This is a genomic window from Allobosea sp. FW305-C-101, from assembly GCF_058783685.1.
On record NZ_JBYSYT010000001.1, the window covers coordinates 284,379 to 297,676 of the forward strand.

At 66.0% G+C, this 13,298-nt stretch carries 11 protein-coding genes; 3 read left to right on the forward strand and 8 right to left on the reverse strand.

Annotation, left to right across the window (positions count from 1 at the left end; genetic code table 11):
• Window positions 1-56: 56 nt before the first annotated feature.
• The 4 genes from AC3WMA_RS01360 to gatB form a co-directional block, all read right to left on the reverse strand.
• Complete coding sequence (locus AC3WMA_RS01360) at window positions 57-764, reverse strand: glutathione S-transferase N-terminal domain-containing protein (RefSeq protein WP_492283620.1); 708 nt, start codon at window positions 762-764, stop codon at window positions 57-59.
• Between the two features lie 119 nt (window positions 765-883).
• Window positions 884-1,372 (reverse strand): GNAT family N-acetyltransferase, encoded by a 489-nt coding sequence (locus AC3WMA_RS01365; protein WP_492283621.1) that lies wholly within the window; start codon window positions 1,370-1,372, stop codon window positions 884-886.
• A gap of 32 nt (window positions 1,373-1,404) precedes the next feature.
• A complete protein-coding gene (locus AC3WMA_RS01370; protein ID WP_492283622.1) occupies window positions 1,405-1,911 on the reverse strand; it encodes a GNAT family N-acetyltransferase in 507 nt (168 codons plus the stop codon).
• 4 nt (window positions 1,912-1,915) lie between these two features.
• Complete coding sequence (gatB, locus tag AC3WMA_RS01375) at window positions 1,916-3,397, reverse strand: Asp-tRNA(Asn)/Glu-tRNA(Gln) amidotransferase subunit GatB (RefSeq protein WP_492283623.1); 1,482 nt, start codon at window positions 3,395-3,397, stop codon at window positions 1,916-1,918.
• A gap of 381 nt (window positions 3,398-3,778) precedes the next feature.
• Here gatB and AC3WMA_RS01380 point away from each other — a divergent pair, with 381 nt between their 5' ends.
• Window positions 3,779-4,936, forward strand: a complete 1,158-nt coding sequence (locus AC3WMA_RS01380; protein ID WP_492283624.1) for an efflux RND transporter periplasmic adaptor subunit — start codon at window positions 3,779-3,781, stop codon at window positions 4,934-4,936.
• Between the two features lie 121 nt (window positions 4,937-5,057).
• The gene (locus AC3WMA_RS01385) at window positions 5,058-8,246 is read left to right on the forward strand and encodes an efflux RND transporter permease subunit (RefSeq protein WP_492283625.1); all 3,189 of its coding nucleotides are present in this window, start codon (window positions 5,058-5,060) and stop codon (window positions 8,244-8,246) included.
• 130 nt (window positions 8,247-8,376) lie between these two features.
• Here AC3WMA_RS01385 and AC3WMA_RS01390 read toward each other — a convergent pair whose 3' ends face one another.
• The 4 genes from AC3WMA_RS01390 to AC3WMA_RS01405 form a co-directional block, all read right to left on the reverse strand.
• Window positions 8,377-8,583 carry a hypothetical protein gene (locus AC3WMA_RS01390; RefSeq protein ID WP_492283626.1) on the reverse strand — a complete coding sequence of 69 codons (207 nt, stop codon included), beginning with the start codon at window positions 8,581-8,583 and terminating at the stop codon, window positions 8,377-8,379.
• 135 nt (window positions 8,584-8,718) lie between these two features.
• Entirely contained in the window at window positions 8,719-10,233 is a 1,515-nt protein-coding gene (gatA, locus tag AC3WMA_RS01395) for an Asp-tRNA(Asn)/Glu-tRNA(Gln) amidotransferase subunit GatA (RefSeq protein WP_492283627.1), read from the reverse strand.
• An 81-nt stretch (window positions 10,234-10,314) separates the two neighbouring features.
• On the reverse strand, window positions 10,315-10,602 hold the full coding sequence (gene gatC / locus AC3WMA_RS01400) for an Asp-tRNA(Asn)/Glu-tRNA(Gln) amidotransferase subunit GatC (RefSeq protein ID WP_492283628.1): 288 nt from the start codon (window positions 10,600-10,602) through the stop codon (window positions 10,315-10,317).
• Window positions 10,603-10,715: 113 nt separating this feature from the next.
• On the reverse strand, window positions 10,716-11,414 hold the full coding sequence (locus AC3WMA_RS01405; RefSeq protein ID WP_492283629.1) for a metal-dependent hydrolase: 699 nt from the start codon (window positions 11,412-11,414) through the stop codon (window positions 10,716-10,718).
• Between the two features lie 122 nt (window positions 11,415-11,536).
• Here AC3WMA_RS01405 and ade point away from each other — a divergent pair, with 122 nt between their 5' ends.
• Window positions 11,537-13,237: an adenine deaminase gene (gene ade, locus AC3WMA_RS01410; protein WP_492283630.1), complete on the forward strand. Its 1,701-nt coding sequence runs from the start codon at window positions 11,537-11,539 to the stop codon at window positions 13,235-13,237.
• The last annotated feature ends 61 nt before the right edge of the window (window positions 13,238-13,298 follow it).

Here is a 13,298-nt window from a genome sequence, read left to right on the forward strand (position 1 = left end):
CCCGAGGATCTCTCGTCCAGAGATGCCCGGGTCAAGCCCGGGCATGACGGCCTGTCTCAGCGCGCCTTCTGGCCGAAGAGGATCGCTTTTTCCTCGGGCGTGCTGATGCCGGCCGGGTTGCGCAATTCCTCGCCGACCTTGATGCCGCGCTGCACGGCGGGCCGCGCCAGCATCGTTTCCAGCCAGCGCGCGACATTCGGGAATTGCTTGAGATCCTGGCCCTGCTTTTCCCAGCCGCGGGCCCAGCCGATGCAGGCCATGTCGGCGATCGAGTACTCGCCGCAGATATAGTCGCGGCCTTCGAGACGCTTGTTCAGCACACCGTAGAGCCGGTTGGCCTCATTGGTATAGCGGTCGATCGCGTAGGGCACGGGCTCGGGCGCATAGAGGCGGAAATGATGGGTCTGGCCGAGCATCGGGCCGAAGCCACCCATCTGCCAGAACAGCCATTCGTCGACCTCGACGCGGCCGCGCTCGTCCTTGGGATAGAACTGGCCGGTCTTGCGGCCGAGATATTGCAGGATCGCGCCGGACTCGAAGATCGAGATCGGCTTGCCGCCCGGCCCGTCGGGATCGACGATCGCCGGCATGCGGTTGTTCGGGGAGATCGCCAGGAAGTCCGGCTTGAACTGGTCGCCCTTGCCGATATTCACCGGGACGATGGTGTAGGGCAGCCCGACCTCTTCGAGCATGATGGTGATCTTGAAGCCGTTCGGCGTCGGCCAGTAATAGAGGTCGATCGGCTTCGCGGGGGCTTCGGACATCGGTCGCTTCCTTTCAGGCGGGAGGCCTCGGCCCGAAACCTAGGAAGCTTGCGAAGGCCTCGGAAGGGGCTGCGGTGTGCTCCGGGCGCGACCGCGCCATGCCCTGACGGCGGGCTTGCTCAGGGCGAGAGCGCCATCTTGAAGCCCTCGTGGCTCTGCACGAAGCCGAGGCTGTTATAGAAGCGATGCGCTTCGGGCCTGGCCTTGTGCGAGGTCAATTCGACGAGGCCGACGCCCTTCTCCGCCGCGAAGGCGATCGCGTGGCGCATCATGATCGCACCGATGCCCCGCCCCCGGCTTTCCGGCGCGACATGGACGCTCTCGATCTTGGCGCGGATGCGCCCACGCTCGGCCATGCCCGGCAGGACGGTGATCTGGTAGGTGCCAACCACCTTGCCTTCATGCTCGGCAACGAAGAGCGTGTTGTACGGGTTGGCCGAGACGGCCTCGAAGGCCTTGAGATAGACCGGGTCCTGCGCCTCGTCCGCGATCTGCTCCGGAGTGCGCTTCTGTACTGACGCGCCATGCATGATGAGTTCCGCGACGCGCGGTACATCGGCCCTGACCGCCTCGCGCATGCTGATCTTGGAACCTTCGGTTTTCGTCATAGGCCCGTCTCGTCCGCTGATTGCCTGCTGCTTCATACGACGAACAGCCGCTTCGCCATCAGGAGCGTGTTAGGCGTGTCGTCGCGCCCGTCGAAGCGCGCCTGCCGTTGCAGGAAGAAGCCCATGCGCTCGTAGAAGGTGATGGCCGGCTCGTTCTGGCTCTCGACCTCGAGCCGCGCCACCGGCGCGTCCGGAAAGCAAGCCAGCGCCACTTGCAGCAAGGTGCGCCCGATGCCGACGCCCTGCCGGGTCGGCAGGACATAGAGCCGTGTCAGCAGGGCCGCGCCGTCGCGCTCCTGCCGGGCGGAGGCCGTCGCAACGATCTCCTCGCCGACCATTGCGACGAGGAAGACGCCCTCGTCGCGGCCGAGCTGCGCCTTCAGGTTTTCCAGGGAGTGCCAGGCATTGGTGATCTCGGCGACGCGCTGCCAGCCATAGATCCCGTCATAGGTGGCGTGCCAGGTCTCGACCAAAAGCGCCCTGACCGCCGGGAGATCGGCGGCTTCGGCGTCGCGGATGACGAGGTCGGCTGGCGTCACATGATCACTCGATGCCGAGCTTTGCTTTAAGGATCTCGTTCAGCGCCTGCGGGTTGGCCTTGCCGCCCGAGGCCTTCATCGCCTGGCCGACGAACCAGCCCAGCATGGTCGGCTTGGCCTTGACCTGCTCGACCTTGTCGGGATTGGCGGCGATCAGTTCGTCCACGGCCTTTTCGATGGCGCCGGTGTCGGTGACCTGCTTCATGCCGCGGGCCTCGACGATCTCGCGGGGATCACCGCCCTCGGTCCAGAGGATCTCGAACAAGTCCTTGGCGATGCGGCCGGAGATCACGCCTTCACCGATCAGGTCGACGAGGCCGCCGAGCTGCGCGGCCGAGACCGGCGAAGCGGTGACGTCCTTGCCCTCCTTGTTAAGGCGGCCGAAGAGCTCGTTGATCACCCAGTTGGCGGCGGCCTTGCCGTCACGCCCCTTGGCCACTTCCTCGAAATAGTCGGCCTGATCGCGCTCGGCGACCAGCACCGAGGCGTCATAGGGCGAGAGCCCGTAGGTCGCGATGAAGCGGGCCTTCTTGGCGTCCGGCAATTCCGGCAGCGCGCCCTTCAGGTTCTCGACGAAGGCATCGTCGAATTCGAGCGGCAGCAGGTCCGGGTCCGGGAAGTAGCGGTAGTCATGCGCTTCTTCCTTGGAGCGCATCGAGCGGGTCTCGCCCTTGCCGGGATCGTAGAGGCGGGTCTCCTGATCGATCGTGCCGCCATCCTCGATGATGCCGATCTGGCGGCGCGCCTCGGTCTCGACCGCCTGGCCGATGAAGCGGATCGAGTTGACGTTCTTGATCTCGCAGCGGGTGCCGAGAGCGTCGCCCGGCTTGCGGACGGAGACGTTCACGTCGGCGCGGAGATTGCCCTTCTCCATGTCGCCGTCGCAGGTGCCGAGATAGCGCAGGATGGTGCGCAGCTTCGAGACATAGGCCTTCGCCTCGTCCGCCGAGCGCAGGTCGGGCTTGGAGACGATCTCCATCAGCGCGACGCCCGAACGATTGAGGTCGACGAAGCTCATCGTCGGATGCTGGTCGTGGATCGACTTGCCGGCATCCTGCTCCAGATGCAGCCGCTCGATGCCAACCGTGATCTGCTCGGTCGGCGAGAGATCGACGACGATCTCGCCCTCGCCCACGATCGGGCTCTTGTACTGGCTGATCTGGTAGCCCTGCGGCAGGTCCGGATAGAAGTAGTTCTTGCGGTCGAAGACCGAGCGGTTGTTGATCTGCGCGTTCAGGCCGAGGCCGGTGCGCACGGCCTGCCTGACGCATTCGGCATTGATCACCGGCAGCATGCCGGGCATGGCCGCGTCGACGAGGCTGACATGCTCGTTCGGCTCGGCGCCGAAACCGGTCGAGGCGCCGGAGAACAGCTTGGCATTGGAGGTGACCTGCGCATGGATCTCCATGCCGATCACGATCTCCCAATCGCCGGTCGCGCCCTTGATCAGCTTCTTCGGGTCGGCGGGGCGGGCATGCGCGTTCATCTGGACTCTTCCGGCTGCTAGAGCCGGATCCGATCAGGTGGAAACCTGATCGGTGAATCCGTCTCTAAGTTATAGTAGAGGACGCGTGACCCGATCGGATTGCAACGCAATCTGATCGGCGCGTGCTCTAGTCGCCTACGCGTTACGATGTCGGCGGGCGGGCGGCAAGCTTCCGTTGCGCCGAAGCGACCTTCGCAAGCCCCCGAGACATCCCGTCGCGTTGCGCTCCTGCAACCAGATGGCGGGAATGTGGCTAATGTGGCGCAATATCGCGCGATTTGACGGGTGATGGTTCTTGACATTCGTCACTCGCCAACCCTTCTTGCGCAAAATGCCGGAAACCCCCATTGGTTGTGCCGGCTCGTTACCCGGAGTTCCGTCATGTCACGCAGCCGTTTCATCGGTCTGGTGCTCACCGCCGCCTTCTCGTCGACTGCCCTGACGGCTTTCGACGCTGCCGCGCAGGGAGCCCCGCCGGCTCCTCCGGTGCAGGTCGCCACCCCGCTCGCCAAGCGCATCACCAACTGGGACGAGTTCACCGGCCGCTTCGAGGCCAGCGAACAGGTCGATGTGCGCGCCCGCGTCTCCGGCTTCATCGAGAGTGTGCATTTCCGCGACGGCTCGCTCGTCCAGAAGGGCGACCTGCTCTTTACCATCGATCAGCGGCCTTACAAACTGGCCGTCGACGTGACCCGCGCCGAGGTCGCCCGCGCCAAGGCCCAGGTCGAGCTCGCCCAGAACGAGGTTGAGCGTGCCGAGGGCCTGACGCAGAACCGCACCATCACGGCGCGCGACGTCGACCAGCGCCGCGCCAACCTGAACAGCGCGGTCGGTTCGCTGCAGGGCGCCGAGGCGAACCTGAAGAATGCCGAGCTCAACCTCGAATGGACCGAGGTGCGCGCGCCGCTTGCCGGCCGCATCTCGAACCGCCGCGTCGACCCGGGCAACCTGATCGCCGGTGGCCAGTCGGGCGCCTCGCTGCTGACGACCATCGTCGCGGTCTCGCCGATCTACTTCACCTTCGACGTCTCGGAGGCCGACTACCTGCGCTATGCCCGCATGAGCAATCCGCGCGAGGGCACCGGCAGCAAGGATGCGGGCACGGTCGTCGAGGTGCGCCTCTCCGACGAGCCCAAATGGGGCCGCCGCGGACAGGTGAACTTCATCGACAACGCCTTGAACGCCCGTTCCGCGACGATCCGCGGCCGCGCCGTGTTCGAGAACAAGGACCAGTTCCTGACGCCCGGCGTGTTCGGCCGCCTGCGCTTCTTCGCCGGTGAAGCCGATGCGCTGCTCGTGCCGGACACGGTCATCGCCTCGGATCAGGCCAACAAGATCGTGCTCACGGTCGGCCCGGAGAACAAGGTCGTGCCGAAGCCGGTCGTGCTCGGGCCGCTCAGCGACGGCCTGCGGGTGATCCGCTCCGGCCTCACGGCGCAGGACAAGGTGATCATCGGCGGCAATGCCAATCCGATGGTCCGTCCGGGCGTGCCGGTGACGCCGCAGCCGGGCGAGATCAAGGTCGCGACGACGAACTGAGCGCCTGCCGCACCGGCTTTCCGCGAAAGCCGGTGCCCGCCTCTCGGGCCATGCCTGGCCCGGCACTGAAACACGGGCGCCAACGGGCGCCCGCCCGCCTTATTCCGGCCAGGACATACCCATGTTCCGCTTCGCCCATTTCTTCATCGACCGGCCGATCTTCGCCACCGTTCTCTCGGTGCTGCTGACGATCGCCGGCGCCATAGCGCAGCGCTCGCTGCCGATCTCGGAATATCCCGAAATCGCCCCGCCGACGGTTTCGATCACCGCCACCTATCCCGGCGCCTCGGCCGAGGTCGTCGCCGCCACCGTGGCGACGCCGATCGAGCAGGAGGTGAACGGCGTCGACGACATGCTCTACATCACCTCGCAGTCGACCGGTGACGGGCGGGTGACGATCAATGTCGTCTTCAAGGCCGGCGTCGATGTCGACCAGGCGCAGGTGCTGGTGCAGAACCGCGTCTCGCAGGCCGAAGCGCGCCTGCCGCAGGACGTGCGTGCGCTCGGCATCCAGGTCCGCAAGGCCTCGCCGGACTTCCTGATGGTCATCAACATGATCTCGCCGGACGGGTCGCGCGACGCGCAGTACATCTCGAATTACGCCTCGCTCTACGTGAAGGACGTGCTGACCCGCGTCGACGGCGTCGGCGACGTGCAGGTCTTCGGTGCGCGCGACTTCTCGATGCGGATCTGGCTCGACCCGGCCAAGGTCTCGGCGCGTAACCTGACGGCGGGCGACGTCGTCCTCGCGCTCAGGGCTGCCAACGTGCAGGTCGCGGCCGGCGCGCTGAACCAGCCGCCGGCAAAGTCCGACGAGGCCTTCCAGTTCTCGGTCAACACACTCGGCCGCCTGACCGACGTCTCCGAGTTCGAGAACATCGTCGTGCGCGCCGATGCCGATGGCGGAACGATCCGCGTGCGCGACATCGCCCGCGTCGAGCTCGGCTCGCAGGACTACACCACCAACGCCTATCTCGATAACCGGAACACGGTCGCCATCGGCGTCTTCCAGCGTCCGGGCTCGAACGCGCTCGCGACCTCCGACAAGCTGGTCGCGACCATGGGCGAGATGGCCAAGCAGTTCCCGGTCGGCCTCGAGCACCGCATCATCTACAACCCGACCGAGTTCATCGGCGAATCCGTCGACGCGGTTGTGCGGACGCTGCTCGAAGCGGTCCTGCTCGTCGTGATCGTGGTGATCCTGTTCCTGCAGACCTGGCGCGCCGCGATCATCCCGATCGTCGCGATCCCGGTCTCGCTGGTCGGCACCTTCCTGGTGATGAGCGCGGTCGGCATCTCCTTCAACACGATCTCGCTCCTGGCGCTGGTTCTCGCCATCGGCATCGTCGTCGACGACGCGATCGTCGTGGTGGAGAACGTCGAGCGCTATCTCGCCGAGGGCCTCTCGCCCAAGGAAGCCGCGCACAAGACCATGGACGAGGTCGGCGGCGCGCTGCTGGCGATCGCGCTCGTGCTTTGCGCGGTGTTCATCCCGACCGCCTTCATCAGCGGCCTGCAGGGCACCTTCTACCAGCAATTCGCGGTAACGATCGCAGCCTCGACGGCGATCTCCTGCTTCGTCTCGCTGACGCTCTCGCCGGCGATGTCGGCCGTGCTGCTCAGGCCGCACAAAAAGCATGACGAGCACGAGAAGCACGGCTTCCTCTACAAGCTGGGCACGCCGCTGCGCTGGTTCTTCCACTATTTCAACGCCGGCTTCGACTGGCTGTCGCGCACCTATGGGCGCGTCACCTCGCGGCTCATCCGCATCGCGGTGATCCTGCTGATCGTCTATTCCGGCCTGATCGCGGCCACCGTCTGGGACATCCGCAGGACGCCGACCGGCCTCGTGCCGCAGCTCGACCGCGGCTACTTCATCGTCGCGATGCAGCTGCCGCCCGGTGCCTCGCTGCAGCGCACCGATGCCGTGCTGCGCAAGGCCAACGAGTTGCTGCAGTCGCGGCCGGGCGTCGCCCATACCGTCGCCTTCGCCGGCCTCGACGGCGCGACCTTCACGATCGCGCCGAATGCCGGCGTGGCCTTCGTGACGCTCTCGCCGTTCAAGGACCGCGAGAAGGAAGGCCTGACCACGGCCGGCATCCTCAACGACCTGCGCCAGCAGATGTTCACGATCCCCGAGGCCTTCACGCTCGTCATCGAGCCGCCGGCGATTCCCGGCATCGGCACCGGCGGCGGCCTGAAGGGCTATGTGCAGGATCGCGGCGGACGCGGGCTTGCGGCGCTGGAAGGCGCGGCCTGGATCGTCGCCGGCTCGGCCGGGCAGGTCCAAGGCATCCAGCAGCCCTTCACGCTGTTCTCGACCAAGACGCCGCAGATCTATGCCGATATCGACCGCACCAAGGCGGAGATGCTCGGCGTGCCGATCACGCGCATCTTCGAGACGCTGTCGGTCTATATGGGCTCGGCCTATATCAACGACTTCAACCTGCTGGGTCGAACCTATCGCGTCACCGCGCAGGCGGATAATCCATTCCGCCTGACCACGCGCGACGTCGCCAATCTCAAGACCCGCAACGCGGATGGCGAGATGGTGCCAATCGGCTCGATCGCGTCGTTCCACGACACGACGGGCGCCTATCGCGTGCCGCGCTACAACCTCTATCCGGCGGCGGAGGTGCAGCTCTCGATGGCGCATGGCTACTCGACCGGACAGGGCATCGCGGCAGTCGAGAAGATCGCGGCGGAGCGGCTGCCGGCCGGCTTCGGCTTCGAATGGACCGAGATCGCGCTGCAGGAGAAGCTCGCGGGCAACACCGCGGTCATCGCCTTCGGCCTCGCGGTGGTGTTCGTCTTCCTGCTGCTGGCGGCGCTCTACGAGAGCTGGCTCCTGCCGCTCTCGGTCATCCTGATCGTGCCGATGTGTATCCTGGCGGCGATGTTCGGGGTGAACTATGCCGGGCTCGACCGCAACATCCTGGTCGATATCGGCCTGGTGGTGCTTGTCGGCCTCGCTGCGAAGAACGCGATCCTGATCGTCGAGTTCGCCAAGCAGGCCGAGGACGAAGGCATGAACCGCCGCGACGCGGCGATCGCCGCCGCCCGCACCCGCCTGCGGCCGATCCTGATGACCTCGATGGCCTTCATCCTGGGCGTGCTGCCGCTGACGGTCTCGGTCGGTGCCGGCGCCGAGATGCGTCAGGCGATGGGCATCGCGGTGTTCTCAGGGATGCTCGGCGTGACGATCTTCGGCCTGATCTTCACCCCGGTGTTCTACGTGATGGTGCGCTGGCTGGCGGACCTGCGCGGGAACAAGCGCAAGGCGACTGCGCAAGCGACCGCGGCGCACTGACACTGCTGTCGATCGGGGAGTGCCAGCGCAGTCCCCGGAGCACTTGAGATAGCCAACATCAAAGAAGGGGCCGCATCACTGCGGCCCCTTTTTCATTCGTCATCCATCGAATTCGCCGTTTGAGTGTGTCTCAGATCAGGCGCTGAGCCACCCACCGGCAAACCGGCGCGAGACCGGCCGCGATGATGGTGCCGATCACTCTGGCGCCGAGGTCCGGCACGACCTCGCCGCGCGCCATCTGCACGATCGTCAGCAAGATCATCAGCACGGCCACGAGCGCCAGAATGCCGGCCAGCACCATCAGGCAGGCATAGGCCATGGCGCGGCTGAAGATCATCGCCGTCTCCTCGAAAGAAGTGGCCAGCCTAACGACGAGGCGTAGCGCATGCCATCCCGGGCCAGCTCAGCTTCGCCGCTCGCCCGGAATCGAGAACATGCTTTCGGAAACCGGCCCGAAACGCTCGGAGCCGCCTCAGCCCCACCAGCGCTCGGAGACCGGGAAGCGGCCGGCCGCCTGCTCGATGACCTCACCGAGCGAGAACAGCGTCTCCTCGTCGAAGGGGCGGCCGATGAGCTGGAGGCCCAGCGGCAGGCCCTGAGCGTCCAGCCCGGCAGGAACGGCGATGCCCGGCAGGCCGGCCATGTTCACCGTCACCGTGAAGACGTCGTTCAGGTACATCTCGACCGGATCGGCCGAGCCCTTCTCGCCGATGCCGAAAGCGGCGGACGGCGTCGCCGGCGTCAGCACCGCGTCGATGCCCTGCGCATAGACCGTCTCGAAATCGCGCTTGATCAGGGTGCGGATCTTCTGGGCCCGGACGTAATAGGCGTCGTAATAGCCGGCCGAGAGCACATAGGTGCCGATCATGATGCGGCGCTTGACCTCGGCGCCGAAGCCGGCAGCGCGGGTCTTCTCGTACATCTCGACGATGTCCTTGCCCTGCTCGCGCAGGCCGTAGCGGACGCCGTCATAGCGGGCGAGGTTCGAGGAAGCCTCGGCCGGGGCAACGATGTAATAGGCCGGCAGGGCGTATTTGGTATGCGGCAGCGAAATCTCGACGATCTCGGCGCCGGCCGCCTTCAGCCAGGCGATGCCCTGCTGCCAGAGCGCATCGATCTCGGCATTCAGGCCATCGAGGCGGTACTCGCGGGGAATGCCGATCTTCATGCCCTTCACCGAGCGGCCGACGGCCGCCTCGTAATCCGGGACGGCCATGTCGACCGAAGTCGTGTCCTTCGGATCATGGCCGGACATCGAGCGCAACATCACCGCCGCGTCACGCACCGTCTTGGCGATCGGCCCGGCCTGGTCGAGCGAGGAGGCGAAGGCGACCGTGCCCCAGCGCGAGCAGCGGCCATAGGTCGGCTTGATGCCGACCGTGCCGGTGAAGGCGGCCGGCTGGCGGATCGAACCGCCGGTATCGGTCGCGGTCGCGGCGAGGCAGAGATCGGCTGCAACCGCCGAAGCCGAGCCACCAGAGGAGCCGCCCGGCACGAGATGGTTGCCCTCGACGGAACCGCCCTGCCCGGCTCCGACATTGGAGCCCTTGCGGCGCCACGGGTTGACGACATTGCCGAAAGCCGAGGTCTCGTTCGAGGAGCCCATGGCGAATTCGTCGTTGTTCAACTTACCGAGCATCACGGCACCGTCGCGCCAGAGCTGACTCGTCACGGTCGATTCATAGGCCGGCACGAAATTGCCGAGGATGTTCGAGCAGGCGGTGGTGCGCACGCCGTTGGTCGCGAACAGGTCCTTGATGCCGAGCGGCAGGCCTTCGAGCGGGCCGGCCTCGCCCTTGGCGAGCTTCGCGTCAGAGGCTGCGGCCTGCTTCAGCGCGTGCTCGGGGGTTTCCAGCACATAGGCGTTGAGGGCGCGGGCCTTTTCGACGGCGGCGATATGCGCCTTCGTCAGCTCGGTCGCGGAGAAGGTCTTGGCTTTCAGGCCGTCGCGGGCCTCGGTCAGCGTCAGGCGGGTGAGATCGGTCACGGGAGAGTTCCGGAATTTATCTGGTCGCAAAGGCCGGATCGCAAGGCACATCCGGGATGATCGAAGGAGCGCGCCGCGCGCTTACTCGATCACCTTCGGCACCATGAAATAATTGTCCTCGGAGATGGGCGCGTTGGCGACGATCGCGCTGGCGATCTCGCCATCGTTCACGATGTCCTCGCGCTGCTTGATCGCCATCGGCGTCACCGAGGTCATCGGCTCGACGCCGTCGACATCGACCTCGTTGAGCTGCTCGACGAAGCCGAGAATGGCGTTGAGCTCGCCTTGCAGCTTGGCCAGATCAGCCTCCGGCACGGCGATGCGCGCGAGATGCGCGACGCGTTTGACGGTGGCGAGATCGACCGACATGGCGGGCTCCTGGACAGGGCGCGGATCGCGCGCCGGAAAACGGTTCGCCGCGCTATAGCGCGGCGAACGGGCAAAGGTAAATCAGCATTGATCGATCAAGCCGGTTTCCCGGCTCAGATCGCGAAAGCCTCGCCCTTCTTCGGCAGCATGACCTCAATGCCGCTGCCCTGCATGCCGGCGACGAAGGCGTCGGCGTTCTGGTCGATGATCGGGAAGGTGCCGTAATGCGCAGGGATCGCGACCTTCGGCTTGACGAAGCGCGTCATCGCCAGCGCCGCGACCTTGCCGCCCATGGTGAAGCGGTCGCCGATCGGGCAGATGCAGGCCTCGACGCCATGGATCTCGCTGAGCAGCGCCATGTCCGAGAAGATGTCGGTATCGCCCATGTGCCAGAGCGTCTTCTCGCCCTTCGCCTTGAGGATCGCGCCATTGGCGTTGCCGACGGGGACGTTGACGCCGCCCTCGCCCATACCGGCCGAATGATCGGCGCGGACCAGCGTCACGCTGAACGGGCCGAGATCGACCGTACCGCCGGTGTTCATCGGGCTGAAGTTCTTCAGGCCCTGCGAGGCCAGATGCATGGCGAGGTCATAGTTCGTGATGACGATCGCGCCGGTCTTGTTGGCGATGTCGAGCGTGTCGCCGACATGATCGCCATGGCCGTGGGTGACGACGATATGGCTGACGCCCTTGGAGATCGCCGCGACATCGCCTTCGAAGGCCGGGTTCCCGGTGAAGAACGGGTCGATCAGGATGGCGGCGCCGTCGAGATCGACGCGGAAAGCGGAATGGCCGTACCAAGTGAGTTTCATGCGAAGGCTCCGGGCTTTCGAAATGCCGGCCCCTATCTAGGCCGATCCGGGCCGCCGACCAAGTCGACATTGCAGGCAGAGAGAGGCAGGCTGGCGCCATGACGAACCCACGGAATCGCCCCATGACCGACGCCGCCACTCTCGCCCGCCGGATCGCCCAGGGGCATGGCGACGAGCCGGCCGACCTCGTCATCAAGGGTGCCAAGCTCCTCGACCTCGTCACCGGTGCGCTGGTCGGGAGCGATATCGCGATCTGCGGCGACACAATCGTCGGGACCTACGGAACCTATGAGGGCAAGCGCGTCATCGACGCCAAGGGCCTGATCGCCGTGCCCGGCTTCATCGACACGCATCTGCACATCGAATCCTCGCTGGTGACGCCGCTCGAATTCGAGCGCTGCGTGCTGCCGCATGGCGTCACCACCGCGATCTGCGATCCGCACGAGATTTCGAACGTGCTGGGTGTCGAGGGCATCCGCTATTTCCTCGCCTGCGCCGCGGCGATGCGGATGGATCTGCGCGTCAATCTGTCGAGCTGCGTGCCCGCGACTCATCTGGAGACGGCCGGCGCGCAGCTCGAGGCCGGCGATCTGACGCCGATGATGGACCATCCCAAGGTGATCGGCCTGGCCGAGTTCATGAATTTCCCGGGCGTGATCCATCGCGATCCCGGCTGCCTTGCCAAGCTGGAGGCCTTCTCGCATCGCCATATCGACGGCCACGCGCCGCTGGTCCGCGGGATGGATCTCAACGCCTATCTCGCCGCCGGCATCCGCACCGACCACGAAACCACCACCGCCGACGAGGCCCGCGAAAAGCTTTCCAAGGGCATGGCCATCCTGATCCGCGAGGGCTCGGTCTCGAAGGACCTGCATCAACTGATCCCGCTGATCTCGCGCGACGCCTCGCCCTTCCTCGCCTTCTGCACCGATGACCGCAACCCGCTCGATATCGGCGAGGAAGGCCATCTCGACTACATGATCCGCACCGCCATCGCCGAGGGTGCGGATGTGCTGGCGACCTATCGCATCGCCTCGCTTTCGGCGGCGCGGAACTTCGGCCTGTTCGACCGCGGCTTCATCGGGCCGGGCAAGCGCGCCGATATCGTGCTGGTCGAGGACCTCGCCGCCTGTTCGGTGAAGCAGGTCCTGACCGGGGGCCGGCTCGTCGAGGCGGCGTTGTTCGCGGACCGGGCAACAATCGCCCCGGTCGGGCTCGGCAGCGTGAAGAGCCGCAGGCTTTCCCCTGCCGATTTCAAGGTCAAGGCCCGGAACGGCGAGACGTCGGTGATCGGCGTGGTGCCCGGCCGGATCATCACCGAGCGGCTGGCGATGGCCCTGCCCACACGCGACGGCGAGGCCCTGCCCGATCTCACGCAGGATGCGATCAAGGTCACGGTGATCGAGCGCCATGGCAAGAACGGCGGCATCGCCACCGGCTTCGTCCATGGCTTCGGCATGAAGCACGGCGCCATCGCCTCCTCGGTCGGGCATGACAGCCATAATCTCTGCGTCGTCGGCGTCGACGAGGCCTCGATGGCGGCGGCGGCCAATCGCCTGATCGCGATCGGCGGCGGCTTCGCCGTAGCCGATAATGGCAAGGTCACGGCGGAACTGGCGCTGCCGGTCGCCGGGCTGATGAGCGAGCAGCCCTTCGAGGCGGTGCGGCACGATCTGGAGGGCTTGCGCGCCGCGGCGAAGGCGCTCGGCGTCGTGCTGGCCGAGCCCTTCCTGCAGGTCGCCTTCCTGACCTTGCCGGTGATCCCGCATCTCAAGATCACCGACAAGGGACTGGTCGACGTCGATCGGTTCGATTTCGTGTGAGCTTGTGGTGGTGGGCTATAACGCCTACCAATCGCCCAGCGTCTGCAATGGGTCGATAGCA